16 protein-coding genes, 2 tRNA genes and 1 CRISPR repeat array are annotated in these 18,203 nt (G+C 54.9%); of the genes, 14 read left to right on the top strand and 4 right to left on the bottom strand.

The annotated features are described in order from the left end of the window. Window positions 1–5 precede the first annotated feature (5 nt). The 3 genes from TIRI35C_RS07745 to TIRI35C_RS07735 all read left to right on the top strand — a co-directional run bounded on the left by TIRI35C_RS07745 (window position 6) and on the right by TIRI35C_RS07735 (window position 2,767). On the top strand, window positions 6–1,814 hold the full coding sequence (locus TIRI35C_RS07745; protein ID WP_188202391.1) for a PINc/VapC family ATPase: 1,809 nt from the start codon (window positions 6–8) through the stop codon (window positions 1,812–1,814). A gap of 46 nt (window positions 1,815–1,860) precedes the next feature. Continuing rightward, window positions 1,861–2,094: a hypothetical protein gene (locus TIRI35C_RS07740; RefSeq protein WP_188202390.1), complete on the top strand. Its 234-nt coding sequence runs from the start codon at window positions 1,861–1,863 to the stop codon at window positions 2,092–2,094. A gap of 103 nt (window positions 2,095–2,197) precedes the next feature. Continuing rightward, on the top strand, window positions 2,198–2,767 hold the full coding sequence (locus TIRI35C_RS07735; RefSeq protein ID WP_188202389.1) for a Maf-like protein: 570 nt from the start codon (window positions 2,198–2,200) through the stop codon (window positions 2,765–2,767). Between the two features lie 454 nt (window positions 2,768–3,221). Next, window positions 3,222–4,820: a CRISPR direct-repeat array (repeat unit 30 nt; unit sequence GTTGCAATAAGACTCCAGGAGAATTGAAAC). 98 nt (window positions 4,821–4,918) lie between these two features. Here TIRI35C_RS07735 and TIRI35C_RS07730 read toward each other — a convergent pair. After that, window positions 4,919–5,575 carry a PHP domain-containing protein gene (locus TIRI35C_RS07730; protein ID WP_188202388.1) on the bottom strand — a complete coding sequence of 219 codons (657 nt, stop codon included), beginning with the start codon at window positions 5,573–5,575 and terminating at the stop codon, window positions 4,919–4,921. Between the two features lie 121 nt (window positions 5,576–5,696). On the opposite strand from TIRI35C_RS07730, the gene TIRI35C_RS07725 reads away from it, so the two are divergent. The 8 genes from TIRI35C_RS07725 to TIRI35C_RS07690 all read left to right on the top strand — a co-directional run bounded on the left by TIRI35C_RS07725 (window position 5,697) and on the right by TIRI35C_RS07690 (window position 13,284). After that, window positions 5,697–6,128, top strand: a complete 432-nt coding sequence (locus tag TIRI35C_RS07725) for a cobalamin B12-binding domain-containing protein (protein WP_188203139.1) — start codon at window positions 5,697–5,699, stop codon at window positions 6,126–6,128. A 47-nt stretch (window positions 6,129–6,175) separates the two neighbouring features. Continuing rightward, window positions 6,176–7,135, top strand: coding sequence for a methylmalonyl Co-A mutase-associated GTPase MeaB (meaB, locus tag TIRI35C_RS07720; RefSeq protein ID WP_188203138.1), 960 nt, complete (start codon window positions 6,176–6,178; stop codon window positions 7,133–7,135). Next, a complete protein-coding gene (gene mce, locus TIRI35C_RS07715; RefSeq protein ID WP_188202387.1) occupies window positions 7,132–7,536 on the top strand; it encodes a methylmalonyl-CoA epimerase in 405 nt (134 codons plus the stop codon). The genes meaB and mce overlap by 4 nt, the downstream gene beginning before the upstream one ends. A 175-nt stretch (window positions 7,537–7,711) precedes the next feature. Further along, the gene (locus TIRI35C_RS07710) at window positions 7,712–8,143 is read left to right on the top strand and encodes a DUF835 domain-containing protein (protein WP_246454723.1); all 432 of its coding nucleotides are present in this window, start codon (window positions 7,712–7,714) and stop codon (window positions 8,141–8,143) included. Between the two features lie 96 nt (window positions 8,144–8,239). Further along, window positions 8,240–11,806 carry a chromosome segregation protein SMC gene (smc, locus tag TIRI35C_RS07705; protein WP_188202386.1) on the top strand — a complete coding sequence of 1,189 codons (3,567 nt, stop codon included), beginning with the start codon at window positions 8,240–8,242 and terminating at the stop codon, window positions 11,804–11,806. Between the two features lie 5 nt (window positions 11,807–11,811). Continuing rightward, window positions 11,812–12,216, top strand: a complete 405-nt coding sequence (locus TIRI35C_RS07700) for a HEPN domain-containing protein (RefSeq protein WP_188202385.1) — start codon at window positions 11,812–11,814, stop codon at window positions 12,214–12,216. Continuing rightward, complete coding sequence (locus TIRI35C_RS07695) at window positions 12,203–12,622, top strand: nucleotidyltransferase domain-containing protein (protein WP_246454722.1); 420 nt, start codon at window positions 12,203–12,205, stop codon at window positions 12,620–12,622. Before TIRI35C_RS07700 ends, TIRI35C_RS07695 begins: the two co-directional genes overlap by 14 nt. 5 nt (window positions 12,623–12,627) lie before the next feature. Next, a complete protein-coding gene (locus tag TIRI35C_RS07690; RefSeq protein ID WP_188202384.1) occupies window positions 12,628–13,284 on the top strand; it encodes a segregation and condensation protein A in 657 nt (218 codons plus the stop codon). Here the strand turns inward: TIRI35C_RS07690 and TIRI35C_RS07685 are convergent. Continuing rightward, on the bottom strand, window positions 13,233–13,703 hold the full coding sequence (locus tag TIRI35C_RS07685) for a hypothetical protein (protein WP_188202383.1): 471 nt from the start codon (window positions 13,701–13,703) through the stop codon (window positions 13,233–13,235). The two genes, TIRI35C_RS07690 and TIRI35C_RS07685, sit on opposite strands and share 52 nt — an antisense overlap. A gap of 37 nt (window positions 13,704–13,740) precedes the next feature. On the opposite strand from TIRI35C_RS07685, the gene TIRI35C_RS07680 reads away from it, so the two are divergent. Together TIRI35C_RS07680 and TIRI35C_RS07675 are read left to right on the top strand one after the other, a co-directional pair. Further along, a complete protein-coding gene (locus TIRI35C_RS07680) occupies window positions 13,741–14,100 on the top strand; it encodes a DUF5658 family protein (protein WP_246454721.1) in 360 nt (119 codons plus the stop codon). A gap of 59 nt (window positions 14,101–14,159) precedes the next feature. Further along, window positions 14,160–16,496, top strand: coding sequence for a DEAD/DEAH box helicase (locus TIRI35C_RS07675; RefSeq protein ID WP_188202382.1), 2,337 nt, complete (start codon window positions 14,160–14,162; stop codon window positions 16,494–16,496). Here TIRI35C_RS07675 and TIRI35C_RS07670 read toward each other — a convergent pair. Further along, a complete protein-coding gene (locus TIRI35C_RS07670) occupies window positions 16,481–17,194 on the bottom strand; it encodes a hypothetical protein (protein ID WP_188203134.1) in 714 nt (237 codons plus the stop codon). The genes TIRI35C_RS07675 and TIRI35C_RS07670 overlap by 16 nt on opposite strands. A gap of 724 nt (window positions 17,195–17,918) precedes the next feature. Further along, window positions 17,919–18,006, bottom strand: a tRNA-Leu gene (locus TIRI35C_RS07665). Between the two features lie 111 nt (window positions 18,007–18,117). Between TIRI35C_RS07665 and TIRI35C_RS07660 the strand changes: the two genes are divergently transcribed. Next, window positions 18,118–18,195, top strand: a tRNA-Lys gene (locus TIRI35C_RS07660). Window positions 18,196–18,203: the final 8 nt, after the last annotated feature.

Below are 18,203 nucleotides of genomic sequence, written 5' to 3'. Positions count from 1 at the left end.
GAGAGATGAAGGTATTCGTTGCAGATACGAGCGTTATCGTCGATGGCAGGCTCACGCAGTTCCTTTCGTCGTTTGGCGAAAAGGTCAAGGTCGTGGTTCCCGAAGCCGTCATCGCCGAGATAGAGCACCAGGCCAACGAGGGAAAGGCCATAGGGCACACAGGCCTTGAAGAGCTCAAAAAACTCCGCGAGATGGCTGAGGGCGACAGAATCCTCCTAGAGTTCTACGGCGAGAGGCCCGAGCTCTGGCAGATACGTAGGGCTAAGTCCGGCGAGATCGACAGCATGGTTCGCGAGGCCGCACAGGCCCTCGGAGCGACGCTCATCACGGGCGACAGGGTTCAGAGGGACGTGGCCATCGCCAAGGGCATAGACGTGGTCTATCTGACCGCGAAGAAGGAAGTAAAGCACCGTCTCGAGGATTTCTTCGACGAGACCACCATGAGCGTTCACCTCAAGGGCGGAATGAGGCCGTTCGCAAAGAAGGGACGGCCAGGAGAATGGAGGCTTGTGCCCGTCCGCGATGAGGCTCTGAGCGATGGGGAGCTTGAGGAGATAGCGGACGACATAGTGGAGAGGGCAAAGCGCGATCCAGAGAGCTTCATAGAGCTCGACGAGCCTGGAGCAACTGTCGTTCAGCTCCGCAACTACAGAATAGTCATCGCCAAGCCGCCCTTCGCGGACAGGATTGAGATAACCGCCGTCAGGCCGGTCAAGAAACTCAGCATAGAGGAGTACGGGCTCAGTGAAAAGCTCCTGGAGAGGCTGGCGGACAAGGCCGAGGGCATACTCATCGCCGGGGCCCCTGGAGAGGGCAAGACAACATTCGCCCAGGCCTTAGCCGAGTGGTACGCGGGGATGGGCAAGATAGTGAAGACCATGGAGAAGCCCCGCGACCTTCAGGTGGGTGAGGAGATAACGCAATACACAGCTCTAAACGGCAGGATGGAGCTGACCGGCGATATACTTCTCCTCGTCAGGCCGGACTACACGATATTCGACGAGATGAGGAAGACGAGCGACTTTAAGATATACGCCGACCTCCGCCTGGCGGGGGTGGGTATGGTTGGCGTCGTTCACGCCACGAAGCCGATAGACGCCGTCCAGAGGTTCATCGGGAGGGTCGAGCTGGGAATGATTCCCCAGATAGTCGATACGGTACTTTTCATCAAGGCAGGAAAGGTTGCGAAGGTTCTCACGCTGGAGTACCTCGTCAAGGTGCCGAGCGGCATGAGGGAAGAAGACCTGGCCAGGCCCGTCATCGAGGTCCGCGACTTTGAGACCGGCGAGCTGGAGTACGAGATTTACACCTACGGTGAGGAGATAAGCGTCGTCCCGGTAAAGAAGGAGGAGAAGGCCCCAGCACTAAAACTCGCCGAGAAGAGGCTCAAGCAGGAGATAAAGAAGTTCCTGCCCGATGTCTATGCGGAGGTCGAGATAGTCAGTCCCCACAAGGCGGTTATCTACGCGGACGAGTTCGACATTCCGGCCATAATCGGGAAGAAAGGGAAGAGAATCACTGAGTTGGAGAAGAGGATAGGCATAAGCATAGACGTCAAGAGCTTCGCCGAGCGCGAGGAAGCCAAGCCCAAGGAGAAACTCCCCGTGGAGATCGAGGAGAAGAAGAAAACGATAGTGCTACGCGTCTCGCCGGACTACGCCAAAAAACCCCTCAAGTTCTACGGAGGAGAACAGTACGTCTTCACGGCAACGCCGAGCAAGAAAGGGCTCGTGAAGGTCAGCAAGAGCACGCCCATAGGCAAGGAACTCAAGAGGCTCCTTGAGGCTGGGATACCCATCTGGGCGACCGCCTGAGCAAACTTTTTGTAGTTTGCTTTCTTCTTTTCTATGGTGGTAAGCAGTGGGGGAGAGATACGACCCCCTTGAAACGCTCGGTGCCGTTTTGAGCGCCCTCGGGCTGGCGGGTATTCTCATAACCAGGGGCCGTGCCCTGAGGCTTGGTTTCATCGTCATCGCCTTTGGCACCGTCGTCTGGAAGATGGGGGAGATGAGGAGGGAGCTCAACGAGAAGCTTGAATCCCTGAGGACGGAGCTGAAATCCCTAAAAGGCCAGGGGAATGCCGCCGATGGCTGATATCTCCACCCGGGGGCGAGATAAAGGCGCTGGAGAGAAAGGTTGAGAGGATGGAGTGAACCCGTCTCGCAAGATTTTTTAACCCTTTCCGGGAGGGGATACCATGCTGGTTCTGGCATCGGCTTCACCGAGGCGGCGGGAGATACTCGCCAGGTTCATACGGGAGTTCGAGGTTATTCCGAGCAATGCGAGCGAGGAGTGCAGCATAGAAAACCCCGCCGAGTACGCGCTCGAGCTGGCGAGGAGGAAGGCCAGGGAAGTGCACGACCGCGTGGGCGGAACCGTTATCGGTGCTGACACCGTTGTCAGCATAGAAGGCCACATCCTCGGCAAACCGGGGAGCAGGGAAGAGGCCTTCGAGATGCTCCGGCTCCTCAGCGGGAGGGTCCACAGGGTCACGACGGGCTACTGCATAATCCACGAAGGTCGGGAGATTTCGGGGGTTGCCGTTACGGAGGTCAAGTTCCGAGAGCTGGACGATGGGTTAATACGGGCCTACATCGACACCGGCGAGCCGATGGACAAGGCCGGAGCGTATGGCATACAGGGGAAGGCGGGCCTCTTCATCGAGTGGATCCGGGGGGATTACTACAACGTCGTCGGGTTCCCCATTGAGATAATCTGGAAGCTGAGGGAGCTGGGATTTGACGTTTTCATGGGGCCATCACGATGAGCATGCTTTCTTGGCGATTTTTGGTCGTGTAGACAGGGTTCTCTTGAAATAAAGCCCCAGCAGACGTCTGGAAATCGATTTTCGCTTTTTCATGGTTGCCACTTTTTGTTATATTTTTGTGTCAAAATATGACGAAATTTTTTCTGAATGTGGAATTGCGGCAGGACCAAGCCCCTCTGGGTTTGATCCCTGGCGAAACCCCTTCTTTTTCTTTTCGAGACCGGATGGACACTACTCTTGAGTTTTAAGCGCATCTAACGGCCCTGGAAATTACGTGTACATTTCTGTCCACCAACTTCCCGGAGTGCGGCCATGGGATTTTTCCCGGCGTCGCCCGTGCGGTGCCCCCCGATTCAAGCCCTATCCGGGTGTCTTTTCCAGTGGTTTCCAGAAAAGCTTAAATATTGGGAGCGTTTTAGGACTTTACTGGGCGAACGGACGAAAATTCTCTCCTGTTGCAATAAGACTCCAGGAGAATTGAAACGACCCCACATGTTAATCACCATCCACGTACTCATCTACGAGTTGCAATAAGACTCCAGGAGAATTGAAACCGGTGGGCTTGTGGTCAGCTACCGCAAATACAAGAAGTTGCAATAAGACTCCAGGAGAATTGAAACTGAAGAAAACAAGCAGCTCAAGCAGGAGATTGCAGAGGTTGCAATAAGACTCCAGGAGAATTGAAACTGTGGTGGTCGCGCTGGACGCGTATAAGGTCAAGCTCGTTGCAATAAGACTCCAGGAGAATTGAAACAACGTTATATTGACATCGCCCTGTTCTGTTATCGTCAGTTGCAATAAGACTCCAGGAGAATTGAAACGGACTTGCCTAACAATCCCTCGGGGTCAATTTCTATTGTTGCAATAAGACTCCAGGAGAATTGAAACAATACATGATAAAGTATGCGTCATTGTAGTCGCCATCCGTTGCAATAAGACTCCAGGAGAATTGAAACATGAGTGTTAATAAACTCAAATCGGGTGGGTCTTCTTCAAGTTGCAATAAGACTCCAGGAGAATTGAAACAAGAGCCCGGCACAGCAGGTAGTCAGAAACAACTTCAAGTTGCAATAAGACTCCAGGAGAATTGAAACGAGGGGACCACTCCTCGGCAAGATTGGGGACTTCGCCGTTGCAATAAGACTCCAGGAGAATTGAAACGAACAGGGGTTTCTTCTTTGTCTGGTGCCCAGAGTAGTTGCAATAAGACTCCAGGAGAATTGAAACAGAGTAGATGCGATACAACCTCCACCCACCACTATGCCAAGTTGCAATAAGACTCCAGGAGAATTGAAACATCTGGACTTTCACCCTCTGCTTCTTCTTTTTCCTCCTAAACCGTTGCAATAAGACTCCAGGAGAATTGAAACGACTTTTGGGAACTTCTCAAAGCCCTCTTGGACAGCGTTGCAATAAGACTCCAGGAGAATTGAAACGCCAGTTTCTTGTAAGGTCTATCCAACTTTGGTACTACGTTGCAATAAGACTCCAGGAGAATTGAAACGGTTACCAGGGACCTCATCGAGGAGCTTTTCGATGCAAGTTGCAATAAGACTCCAGGAGAATTGAAACCCTTCTCTGTGAACAGCAGTTCAAGAACAGGCGTTTCATAGGTTGCAATAAGACTCCAGGAGAATTGAAACCTGAAGCTCATAGAGTGGATAATGAGCTACTGGAGCTTGTTGCAATAAGACTCCAGGAGAATTGAAACTTGACACAAGGCCCAAGGCGATTCCAACATTGATACCGTTGCAATAAGACTCCAGGAGAATTGAAACGCGGGAAGTGGGACTCTGACACAGGCACCTGTTATGTCGTTGCAATAAGACTCCAGGAGAATTGAAACCAAATTTCCGTTCTCGCAAATATCTACATGGTCATGACGGGTTGCAATAAGACTCCAGGAGAATTGAAACCATTAGGACGCCGTCAAGGTTTGGAGCGCCAAACCTGTTGCAATAAGACTCCAGGAGAATTGAAACTCGATGACGTAGACGAGGTTTCGTTTCCCGATCATCATCGGGTTGCAATAAGACTCCAGGAGAATTCTGGAGGTTTCTCATGCGTTTAAGTTCGAGGGGTATGGGGACGGAGCGTCCCCCGGACAATAAGACTCCTGGAGGATTAAAAGGAAAGATCAAGATTTGCTGCTCACAGGAACTCCCCGAAGAGCAGGTCCTCCTTTTTCCCTCCTGCTTTCCTAAAGACCTTTTCGCTCCAGGAGACGCTCCCAACGGCGGGGGGATAATGGGCATCGCTCGCGAAGGTGAGCTTTATCCCGCGCCTTATGCACTCACGGATGAAGTCGATGTCCGGTACTCTGTAGCGGGAGCTTATCTCAAAGGCCTTTCCGTTCTTCTCCGCCAGCTCGAGTATTTCCTCCAGTCCGTCGGCAGACGGGAAGCCTATGTAGGGGAAGCTGGCCCCGAAGTGGCCGATGACGTCAACGTTGTCGTCTTCGAGGGCGAGCTTCACCAGCTCCACGTATTCCTCCGGCCTCTCGAGCCACTCGTGGACGCTCGCTATCACGTAGTCAAGCTTCTCCGCCATAAAGTCCGGGACATCGACACCCCCGGCCGTTATGTTGCCCTCCACCCCGGCCAGAATCGTCAGCCCCGCGTCCTCGCCCCAGTACCGGACCTCCCGGACGTAGCGGCTGAGGGTTCCGGGTTCGAAGTAGTGGCTGTGGTCGGTTATCCCGAGCAGTCTAAGCCCCTTCTCTTCGGCGGCCGCTATATTCTCGGCTATCTCCCCGATGCCGTCCGAGTATGTGGTGTGGGTGTGGGCGTCGTGGGGAAACCTGAGCATGCTCTATCCTCTCGTGGGTACGTTATAAAGCCTTCTGGACAAAATATCCAACGTAAAGCTTAACCTTGAGTTTTGACAATCTTTAAATACCGCGGGAAACAAAAGTGGGGCGGTGGTGAAGATGGTCGAGCGCTCCAGGGTTAGGATTCTCGTTGCGAAACCGGGACTTGACGGTCACGACAGGGGGGCCAAGGTCGTCGCCAGGGCCCTGCGCGATGCCGGTTTTGAGGTCATCTACACTGGAATCAGGCAGACCCCCGAGCAGATAGCCGAGAGCGTTGTTCAGGAGGACGTTGATGTCCTTGGAATAAGCATCCTCTCCGGGGCCCACATGGTCCTCATACCGAAGATACTCAGGCTCCTCGAAGAGCGCGGCCTTAAGATTAACGAGGACGTTCTCGTTATAGCCGGCGGGATAATCCCGCCCGACGACGCGGAACAGCTAGAGAAGATGGGTGTGGCAAGGGTTTTTGGCCCCGGCAGCCCGATTGAGGAGATAATTGGCTTCATAGACGAGAACGCGCCGAAGCTGAAGAAATTCAGGGAGAACTGAGCAAACTTTATAATTTCTTACCTGGATAATTTGTCCCAGTGGTGGCGATGTTAGACGGTCTCATAGAGAGGATGCTCACCGGCGACAAGCGCGCCACTGCGCGCCTCATAACCCTCGTTGAAAACGATGATGAGAAGGCGAGGGAGATAATCTCGAAAATCTATCCCCACACGGGCAGCGCCTACATCGTCGGCATCACCGGCCCGCCCGGGGCCGGAAAGTCCACCCTTCTCGACAAGCTCATCCGCGTTGCGAGGGAGGAAGGCAAGGTCGTCGGCGTTATAGCTATAGACCCCACCTCACCCTTCACCGGCGGCGCTTTGCTCGGGGACAGGATAAGGATGCAGAGGCACTCCACGGACCCGGGCGTCTTCATCAGGAGCATGGCAACACGGGGCTCCCTCGGGGGCCTTGCCAAGGCCACGGCCGATGCCATCAAGGTCCTCGATGCCTACGGCTGCGATGTGATCTTTGTGGAGACCGTCGGCGTCGGCCAGATTGAGATCGACATCGTTAAGACCGCCGACACGGTCGTCCTCGTCACGGTTCCTGGCCTGGGCGACGACATACAGGCGATAAAGGCCGGGCTCATGGAGATAGCCGACGTGTTCGTCATCAACAAGGCCGACAAGGAGGGGGCCGATGCCACGTACTTCGAGCTCAGCATGATGCTTGACCTTGAGAAGGAGCGCTGGGAGAGAACTGGTTGGAGGCCGCGGATCGTGGAGACGGTCGCGACGACCATGAGGGGAATACGCGACCTCTGGAGCGCGATCAGCGAACACAGGGAGTTCCTCGAGAGAAGCGGGGAGATAGGACGGAGGAGGCAGTTCAGGGCAGAGGAGGAAGTCAAGACGATAGTCTCTGGGAGGATATCGAGGATAGTGGGGGAGAAGCTCGGTGAGGAAGAGATTTCGTCTTTGATAGAAATGGTTGTGAGGCGCGAGATCGACCCGTACTCTGCCGCGGATAGGATACTTGAAGAAGCTCTGGGGGTGAAGGTATGATAAAGAAGATAGACCACGTTGGTATAGCCGTTAAGAACCTCGAAGAGGCCATCAAAGTCTGGGAAGGCCTCGGTCTCAAGGTGGAGGAGATAGAGGAGGTGCCCGATCAGAAGGTTAGAACTGCGATAATCCACGTCGGCGAGAGCAGGATTGAGCTCCTCGAGCCGACCGCGGAGGACTCGCCCATAGCCAAGTTCATCGCCAAGCGCGGTGAGGGAATACACCACATAGCACTGGGCGTTGATGACATCGGGGGACACCTCGAGAAACTCAAAGAAGAGGGTTACAGGCTGATCGATGAACAGCCCAGGATCGGGGCAGGAGGTGCAAGGATAGCCTTCGTTCACCCGAAGGCCGTAACCGGTGTGCTTCTCGAACTTTGCGAAAGAAAGGCTGAGTAATCGATTTTAATTTTCTATAGTTCTCAACATTTTGTATTTTGTTTCAGTTCTATGGGGCATTTCTGGTACGTTGCTAATCTTCCAATTTTACACAGTAACACTTATAAAGTTGGATACGAAGTTGGGTTGGCGAGAACGTTCGGTTGGCACACCTTACAATCCTCGAGAAGAAGTGATGGATATGTTGCTGAGAGGTCGGCCCAAGTACCTCGGGTCGAAAGTTGTTGATTACAGGCGTCTTAACGATATCCTCCGAAGAAATAACCACCGCAGGAAGCTTCTTATAACCCGCAGGGCTCCATCGGAGCTCGATGGTTCAAACATACGCCCGATATGGGTCACGAAAGTTCCCTACCCCAACGCGGTATCCCCCTCGAGGCTCCATGCCATCGAGCAGATGGTGTGGGAACAGCTTCAGAATGAGGACGTGGACGTTATTCTGGACGCCATCGAGTACCTCATGATCGAGAACGGGGTCGAGCCGACGCTCAGGTTTGTCAGCAAGCTTCGGGACATGACCCTTCTCACTAACTCCGATTTTTACGTCACCGTCAGCGACGGCCTCGACAGCAGGGTTCTGAACATCCTCCGCAGGATAGTCGAGTGAACACGCAACCGGTACTCCGTGCCCCCGGGGACGGGGCGTTCAATAGGAGTAAAGTTATATAACCTTCTTCGCCATTTTCCCGTTTAGGTGTAGGGCATGCCGTACATTGAGAAGATTGAAATGAAAGGCTTCAAATCTTACGGTAACAGGAAAGTCGTCGTTCCGCTTTCTAAGGGGTTCACAGCGATCGTCGGTGCCAACGGTTCTGGAAAGAGCAACATCGGTGACGCCGTGCTCTTCGTCCTCGGTGGCCTGTCCGCCAAGGCGATGCGTGCCACGAGGATAAGTGACCTCATATTCGCGGGCACCAAGACGGAAGCGCCGGCAAAGTACGCTGAGGTTGCCATGTATTTCAACAACGAGGATAGGGGATTTCCCATCGACGAGGACGAGGTCGTCATAAAACGGCGCGTCTATCCCGACGGCAGGAGCACCTACTGGCTCAACGGCAAGAGGAGCAGCAGAAGCGACATCCTCGACGTCCTCAGCGCGGCGATGATTTCACCAGAAGGCTACAACCTCGTTCTGCAGGGAGACATCACCAAGTTCATCAAGATGAGTCCCACAGAGAGGAGGATGCTCATAGACGAAATTTCCGGCATAGCGGAGTACGATGCCAAGAAGGAGAAGGCCCTGAAGGAGCTGAAGCAGGCCGAGGAGAACCTGGCGCGCGTTGACCTCCTCATCCGCGAGGTCAAAACCCAGCTTGACAAGCTTGAGAAGGAGAGAAACGACGCACTCCGCTACCTTGACCTCAAGGACCGCGTCGAGAGGGCGAAGGTTACGCTCCTCCTCGGCGAGATAAGAAAGCTCGAGTCCCTGATAGAGGAAAGCAACCTGCGCGACAAGGAGATAGAGGCGGAGATAGCCGCCATGGAGGCCCGCCTCGAGGATATTGCCAGGGAGATCGTGGCAAAGGAGAAGGAGCTGAACGCCATTGAGAAGGAGCTTGAGGAAAAGAGCGAGGACGGTATCCTTGAGGTTACCCGGAAGATCAGCGAGGTCAAGTCCAAGATAGAGATGGCCGGAAAGAACATCGAGCTGGCCAAGAAGGAGATCGAGGACGGCCAGCGCCGCCTTGCCAAGGCAAAGGAGGAACTCAAGAAGGTTTCAGAGGAGATAGAGAAGAGCAGAAATGCCATAAGCCGCTGGAGCAAGAGACGCGAGAAGCTCAAGGCAGAAATAAAGGAGAAGGAAGTCATCAAGAACGAGCTTGTTGTTAAACTGGGCGAGATAGACAGGGACTTTGCCATCGCGAAGCAGGACTTTGACCACGTGGTAGAGGAGCTGGAGGAGGCCAAAAAGGAGCTCTACATGAAGGAGAGCGATATCAAGAAGTTCGAGGAGGAAATAGAGCGCGCAAAGGGCAGGATAGCCCAGAGCAATGCAAAGAAAGTCGCGCTCAAGTCCAAGATCGGTGAGGCCAAAAGCGCCCTCGAGACCAAACGCTCGGAGCTGGGAGAGGTAGAGGGCAGGATGGGCAGGGCAGAGACGAGGCTGAAGAAGGCCGAGAAGGAGCTGGAGGAGAAGAGCAGAAAGCTCAAGAAGCTCGAGGGTGAACTCTCGAAAGCCAGGGAGGAACTTATTAAAGCCGAGGCGCAGCGCGAGGTCCGCGGGAACCGTGCCATAGAATTCCTCAAGGCCCAGAACATTCCGGGCCTCTACGGTTCCCTCGGTGAGCTGATCACCGTTCGCGATGAGAGCTACGCCCTGGCCGTCGAGGTTGCCCTCGGTGGAAGCTACGACCACGTCGTTGTTGAGGACGACCGCGTTGCCGAGAAAGCCATAAGGGTGCTCAAGGAGAAGAAGCTCGGCAGGCTGACTTTTCTCCCGCTCAACAAGATAAAGCCGCGCTCCATGAAGGGGGAGCCCGCCCTCGGGGTTCCGGCCCTGGACGTCGTTCAGTACGACCCGCGCTTCAGAAACGCTGTAGCCTACGCCCTCGGCGACACCCTGATAGTGAGTGACATGGACGAGGCCAGAACCGTCGGCATAGGGAAGGTCCGCATGGTAACCCTTGGCGGGGAACTTCTCGAGCGGAGCGGGGCGATAACCGGTGGTCACTACAGGCCCAGGGGCAAGCTCGGGATTAACGTGGATGAGATACGGAAGCGTGTTGAGAAGCTGGAGCACGAGAAAGAGGCTCTGGAATCGGCCGTTAATGCACTCAGGGTTGAAGTCAAGGGTCTTCAGAACGAGCTCTTTGAACTCCGTATGAAGAGAAGTGAGCTGAGCAAGGATCTCCAGGTGACCCAGCGTGAGATGGAGCGCCTCCTTGCGGAGGACAGGGCCCTTGAAGAGGAAATCAGGGAGAACGAGGCACTCATAGAGGCCCTGGAAAAGAAGATCCACGATACCCGGGGTGAGATGGCAAAGCTCCGCGGCAGGATTGAGAGGCTGGAGAAGAAGAGGGCAAAGCTGAAGAAGGCCCTGGAGAATCCGGAGGCCAGGGAACTGAACCAGAGGATCAGGGAGGTCGAGGCCGAGATAAGCAAGCTCCGCGAGGAGCTCGGCAAGGTCGAGAGCAAACTGGAGGGCCTCGACGTCAGGATAAACGAGGAGCTGCTCCCGAGGAGGACGGATCTGGAGGAGGAGATAGAGGGTCTAATCAACAGGATAAACGCTCTCAAGGCCAACATCGAGGAGAACGAGAGGGCCATAAAGGACTTTGAGGCCGAGCTGGAGGAGCTCAAGAAGGCTGAGGAGAACGTCAAGGATGAGCTAAAGGAGCTCCGTGAGAGGCGTGAGAGGCTCAGGAACGAGATTATCGACCTCCGCGCCGAGAAGGATGAGCTGAGCTCCAAGCTCCAGGAGCTCCGCATAGAGGCCAACACGCTCAAGATAAAGCTGGCCCAGTACGAGGCAACGCTGAAGGAGAAGAGGGACGAGCTCAAGCACCACGATGCCAAGCTCATCAAGAGCATCAAAGAGGTTCCGCTGGAGCTCGACGCCCTGGGCGAGCAGATAGAGAAGATGGAGGAGGAGATACGTTCCCTTGAACCAGTCAACATGAAGGCCATTGAGGACTTCGAAGTTGTGGAAAGGCGCTACCTCGAGCTGAAGAGCAAGCGCGAGCAGGTAGTTGCCGAGAAGGAGAGCATAGAAGAGTTCATCGAGGAGATAGAGGGGCAGAAGAAGCAGGTGTTCCTCCAGACCCTCAGCGAGATAGCCAAAAACTTCTCGGAGCTCTTCGCCAAGCTCTCCCCTGGAGGGAGCGCCAGGCTCATCCTTGAGAACGAGGACGACCCCTTCGCAGGAGGCCTTGAGATAGAGGCCAAGCCCGCTGGAAAAGACGTCAAGCGCATAGAGGCCATGAGCGGCGGAGAGAAGGCTTTAACTGCCCTCGCCTTCGTCTTCGCCATCCAGCGCTACAAGCCGGCGCCGTTCTACCTCTTCGATGAAATCGATGCACACCTCGACGACGCCAACGTCAAGCGCGTCGCCGACCTCATCAAGGAAGCCTCACAGAACAGCCAGTTCATAGTCGTTACCCTGAGGGACGTCATGATGGCCAACGCGGACAAGATAATTGGCGTCAGCATGAGAAAGGGCGTCTCGCGCGTCGTTGCCCTCAGCCTTGAGAAGGCAATGAAGATCCTGGAAGAGGCAAGGAAGAGAAGTGAGGCCGAACATGCTGAGATGTTCGGACATTTGAGCGGGTGAATCCAATGTTCGACAGGGAAGAGTTCGAGAGGTGGCTGTCTCAGGCCGAGTATATCCTAAGGAGTGCCGAGAATGACCTAAATTTCAAATTTTATTCATGGGCGTGCTTCAAGGCCCAGCAGGCGGCGGAGTACGCCGTCAAGGCTTTGCTCTTTGGGCTGGGGGTTATGGCTTACGGCCATTCAATAAAGAAACTGCTCGACATACTATCCAGGGAGATTGAAGTTCCGGAGGAGCTTTTTGACAATGCCAGGATGCTGGACAGGCATTACATTCCTCCACGATACCCAGACGCATACATAGAAGGTGCTCCCTACGAGTACTACGGGGAAAAGGATGCCCTTGAGGCCATCAATTCTGCACGCGAGGTTATCGCCTTCGTCAGGAGGGTGGCCGATGAGGTCAAGTGAACTGCCCTACGAGGGAGACGTTAAGAAGTACGTGGAGGCCCTCAAAGGTGCACTCCAGCCTAAATTAGTATTGTTATACGGATCACTGGCAAGGGGAACCTTCGGGCTGGGGAGTGACGTGGATATACTCGTAATATCAGAAAACCTCCCCAAGAATCCAAACAAACGCTTAAAGCTTCTCTACGAGCTCGACAGAACCCACGCGCCTATAGATGCCAAAGCATACACTCCAGAGGAAGTTAAGAGGATGCTCCTCAATGGACATCCCCTCATAATGGACGCTCTGGCGGATGGGAAGGTTCTCTACGCGGACGAAGATTATCTCAAAGAACTTATGGCAATGTTCAAGGTAGCCAGGAGGAAGTTCCGCCGCTTTGAGAGGGGCTGGATTAGGATTGAGAGGTGAAGCTTATGGAATCGCGCCGCGAGGAGGAGATAACGCCCGTTGACATTCTCCTCCAGCTCGTCACCATGGGGAAGGTTGACCCCTGGAACATCGACATCGTCGACCTGACTGAGAAGTATATCGAGAGACTCAGGGAGATGAAGGAGCTCGACCTCCGCGTCTCAGCGAGGGCCATCTTAGCGGCATCAATCCTCGTCAGGATGAAGAGCGAGGCCCTGCTTCATGCCGACGAGGAGGAAGAGGAGGAGCACGAGGAGAAGCTCCACGTTGATGTCGAGCCGCTGGCCCCACCCCTCCGCAGGGTGGAGCGCTACTACACCTTCGACGACCTGCTTGATGCACTCATGGACGCCCTTGAGGAGGCAGAGAAGAGGAAGCCGCGGAAGAGGAAGAAGGTCGAGATAGAGGAGGAGGTATTCGTCGTCGACGACTTCCGCGTTGACATCGAGAAGCACGTTTATAGGCTCCACGAGATAGTCGTGGACATGTACAGGGAGACCAAGGAACCCATAAACTTCTGGGACCTGGTCTTCGACCCGACACCGAAGATAGTCGCCAGAACCTTCCTCTACCTCCTGTTCCTCTCCAACATGGGGAAGGTGGACCTCATTCAGGAGGAGCCCTTTGGGGAGATATTCGTCGTGCCAGTGGAGGAGGCCTGATTTCTTTCCTCCCTCTTTGCCGGCCTTATCGTTATGGCCAGCAGGGGTTCTTCGCTCCCTATGTAGAGGCTCTTCTTTTCCCGGTTTATGTAGAAGCAGTACCTTCCGTCCGGAAGGCCCTCCACAAATTTCCTGGGGACTGTATGCCTGGCAATCCTCCCATCGAAGAAGACGCAGTCGTAGGGCTCGGAAATCCCGGAAACCCTATCCCTGATTTCCTCAAGTGGAAGTCTCTCGCATTTGAGCCTAACGCAGACCAAACTCTTCCGGTCGTCTGTGAAGATCACCACCTTCTCGTTCACGTCAATCCTCCGCGAACGGTCGATGAAGGCCCACAGCTCGGAGTAGATGCGCTCGAGCTTCTTCCTCTTTGCCAGCCTCTTGATCAGCCTTTCCCTTGCGTGCCTCGTGAGGAGCATGGTGGCCGGTGGGGCGAACCGCTTAAATCATTTGTGCATGCCGGTTTCAGGGGACAGGCTTTTAAGAACCTGCGCGTATCTCAATACGGCGGTTTCAATGCGCCCCCTGTGGTACGTGATTGCCTTTGTGGTCCTCTCCGCGCTGGATGCCATCACGACATGGGTGGGTGCAGACCGGGGCCTTGCTGAGGCGAATCCTCTGATCGCGGCCAGACTTTCCCTCCCCGCTTTGTTCTTCGGTAGCTACGCTGTTTTTACGCTCCTTGGAGTTCTGCTGCTGGTTGTGGTCTTCAGGCTCTCCCGATTTATATCCCCACTGCGCTACTTCCCATCGCTTTTCGTTCTCCTCAAGGCGCTCCCAGTCTTCAGCAACCTCATAGTCCTGCTGGGCACGTGAAGGCTGAACCGTCCCCATCTCGAGGGAAAGCTTTTATTCGCTCCATCCAAGCTTAAACTATGTACCTTCGCCGAGACCTCATCGAACCCCGCGTTTACCAGGAGGTAATTTACGCCCGCTGTAAAGAGACCAGCTGCCTCGTCGTTCTCCCGACGGGGCTGGGAAAGACGCTGATAGCCATGCTCATAGCCGATTATAGGCTCTCGAAGTACGGGGGAAAAGTCCTCATGCTCGCTCCGACGAAGCCCTTAGCGCTCCAGCACGCCGAGAGCTTCAGGCGGCTCTTTGACATCTCCCCGGAGAAGATAAACGTCCTCACTGGAGAACTTTCCCCCGAAAAGCGCAGACGGGTGTGGGGGGAGAGCACGATCATCACCGCCACCCCCCAGACCGTCGAGAACGATATCCTCACTGGCAGGATTTCGCTGGAGGACGTTTCCCTTCTGGTAATCGACGAGGCCCACAGGGCTGTTGGCGGTTACTCATACGTTTTCATCGCCAGGGAGTACCTCAAAACCGCCAAGCACCCGCTGGTTCTCGGCTTGACCGCATCCCCCGGGAGCGACGCCGATAAGATCCGCGAGATAGTGGAAAATCTCGGCATCGAACACGTCGAGGTGAGAACCGAGGCTTCCCCGGACGTTAAACCCTACGTCCAAAGCATCTCCTTTGAGTGGGTGAAGGTCGAGCTGCCAGAGATATATAAGGAGGTTAGAAAACTCCTCCGCGAGATGCTGAAGGAGAGCCTCAAGCCCCTCGCCCAGTTCGGGCTTGTCTCGACTTACTCGCCGGACATCTCAAAGAGGGAAGTCCTCCAGGCGGGCTCGAAGATAAACCAGGAGGTCGCGAGGGGCAACTATGAGATCGGCCGGCTTAGAATGCACCAGGCCAAGGCGGTGAAGCTGCAGCACGCGATAGAACTGCTTGAGACGCAGGGGCTGACAGCTCTCCGTGCCTATCTCAAGAAGCTCAGGGAGGACAAGAGGACGAAATCCAGCAGACAGCTTATGGAAGACCCGCGAATGAGGAAGGTGGTTTACCTCCTCGTTCAGGCCAAGGAGAACGGGGTGGACCATCCGAAGATGGAGCGGCTGAAGGAGCTCGTCAAAAGGCAGCTCGAAAGAAAGCCGGATTCCAAGGTAATCGTCTTCACCAACTACCGGGACACGGGGAGGAGAATAGTGGAAGAACTGAAGGCGATGGGAATCGCGGCCGAGAGGTTCATCGGCCAGGCGAGCAGGGGGAAGGACAAGGGCATGAGCCAGAAGAAGCAGAAAGAAGTCCTCGACCGCTTCTCCCGCGCCGAGTTCAACGTCCTCGTCGCTACAAGCGTTGGCGAGGAAGGGCTGGACGTTCCAGAGGTAGACCTGGTCGTCTTCTACGAGCCGGTGCCTTCGGCCATAAGGAGCATCCAGAGGCGTGGCAGGACCGGCAGACACAGGCCGGGGAAGGTTGTAATCCTGATGGCCCGGGGGACGCGCGATGAAGCCTACTACTGGAGCTCGAAGCGAAAGGAGAAGGGTATGTTCGACGCAATAAGGACCATAGCGAGGGAGCTCGAAAGGGCCCGCCCCCGGGGGCGGTCGGAACCTGCTGAAATCGCTGAAAAAACACCGGAGCGTGCCTGGATGAGCAGGGGAAAGATAACTTCCCTTGATGCGTTTCTGAAGCCCAAGGGTGCCCCGAAAACTGAGGAGAAATCCGGGGCTTCCGAAAAGACTCCGAAGAAAGGGGTTTTCGTAAAGAAACCGCGGGCTATAGTGATCTACGCCGACAGCCGCGAGCTGAGGAGCGGGGTGCCGAAGCACCTCCGCGAGCTTGGCGCCGAGGTCGAGGTCAGGACGCTCGACGTTGCCGACTACGTGGTGAGTGAGGATGTCGGCATAGAGCGTAAGAGCGCCAACGACTTCATCCAGTCAATCATCGACGGCAGACTCTTTGACCAGGTCGAGAGGCTGAAGAAGGCCTACGAGAAGCCGGTCATAGTCATCGAGGGCGAGCTTTATGGTATAAGGAACGTCCACCCCAACGCCATCAGGGGTGCCATAGCGGCGGTGACCCTCGACTGGGGCGTGCCGATACTGTTCTCCTCCGGGACAGAAGAGACTGCCCAGTTCATTTACCTCATGGCCAAACGCGAGCAGGAGGAGAGGAAGAAGGAGGTAAGGCTGAGGAGCGAGAAGAAGGCGCTAACCCTCGCTGAGAGGCAGCGCTTGATAGTCGAGGGCCTGCCCAACGTCTCCGCAACCCTCGCCAAGCGCCTCCTCGCGCACTTCGGAAACGTTGAACGGGTTTTCACCGCCACGGAGGAGGAGCTGAAGGAGGTCGAGGGAATAGGTCCGAAGAAGGCGAGGGAGATAAGGAAGGTGATAACCGCACCCTACGTGGAGGAATAGCTCCTCAGCAGCCGGTAGCTGTCCCCATCAACGACGACTTCTATTTGCGGTGGGTGATCAAGGGAGCCGTCGGTCTCGAAGGCCAGGACTACGTAGTTGTCCCTTTTCATGCTGGAGAACCTAACGCGGAGCACGTCTCCGGTCAGAATGTCTCCCGTTCCCCCGTAGTACATGAGCTTCCATTCTTCCGGCACGATGAGCCGGAGCTCCTCAACGCCGTTCATTCCCCTGAAATCATAGAGGCTCACGAAGATAACGGCCCACTTGGGGGTTATTATTCCCGCTCCGTCTATCCTCTGGCTCATGCCCGGAGCAGGGCTTGCGAACTCAAACTCCGGAGGCGTTTCGTTGGAGATGGCGAATCGCCCGTAAAGAAGGTTGTCATTGGTGAAAACGTATGAAAGCCCGATGAATTCCTTTCTCCCCGGAACATCACGGTACATCTCCCTGAATAGTTCGAGGGGGTAGTTGGGGCTGCGCTGCTCTAGATATGCTCTCTCCGCCGCCCGGGCGGTGGCCTCGCCGCTAACGGGGCTCGCCATCAACCTGTATTCCATCAGGGTTTCATGGCTGACTAAGGGACAGGTGCGGATATCGCCGGAGGTGCTGTCGTGGACGGCGAGGGCGTAGGAGAGAACCGCCCCGATCGCGATTCCCACGAAAATACCAACCACCAGCTCTCGGGAGATTCCTTTCATCAAAGTCACCGATGGATTTTACGCACAGAAGGTTTAAATATGTTTGGCCTGTGCGTTCTTGGGAGAGTAAAACCTGGAAACAACTTACCTGACAATCATTTTTCTGTCTTAGAAAGCTTCGCTGGAGTTTGTAGCTCTTCTCTATGTTGTAACTGGAAATGTGGTTTCCAGACTTGAGGGTGATGTTTCAAGTGAGAACCATTTTGGGTTCCTGTTTAGGGGGTGGTTTTCATATTTTTATCGGCGCCCGAAGGGCGCCTTTGGAAAGTGAAACACTCGCTGATGAGCAAGTGAATGAGAAACCCACTTCAGAACTTGCAATCTCCAAAAAGCACCCCAATTTCCGCCAGCGCTGAAGCTTTTTCCAAAAGCTTCACCAAAGAAACTTTTCTGGAGAAAAGTTTCGTCAAAGTTCGTGATTCCTTTCAAAAATGTAACTTGGAGAACGTTTGCACTCTCAAACGGCCCCCTAATCGGAAATTCCCTCTCCAAGGCATCAAAACAAGAGGTTAACTCTAAAAGCGCTCCGAAGGAGTGCGGAAGAGTGTAAACCTCAACACGCTTACCCAATTAAAAGGAATTCCAACCCAAAGAGCTTGGCTTGAAAGGCAAACACTCCCGAGAAGACAACTCAAACAGGAATCACCGACCTTGATCAAACTCAACGGGACTGTCGTCCCGTGCGTTGAAGCTTCGCTTCAACGTCGCGAAGGCGAAGTTTGTGTGGTGCGGGGGCGGGGATTTGAACCCCGGAACCCCTACGGGACGGGACCCTCAATCCCGCGCCTTTGACCAGGCTTGGCAACCCCCGCGTCGCCAAACTATAAGGCTCGTGGAGCCTTTATAAATTTTTCTGTTCCCTCCGACCTGGTCGCCGACCGAAAAATTTATAAAGCAACCTCCCGTCTATGGTTTCGGGTTGAGGGCCGGTAGCTCAGCATGGTTAGAGCGCGGGACTCTTAATCCCGTGGTCGGGGGTTCGAATCCCCCCCGGCCCGCCAGACCGCGT

Source organism: Thermococcus camini (assembly GCF_904067545.1).
GTDB lineage: Archaea > Methanobacteriota_B > Thermococci > Thermococcales > Thermococcaceae > Thermococcus > Thermococcus camini.
The sequence above is the reverse complement of the archived record's forward strand: the minus strand, read 5'-3'. Positions and strand labels throughout refer to the sequence as shown.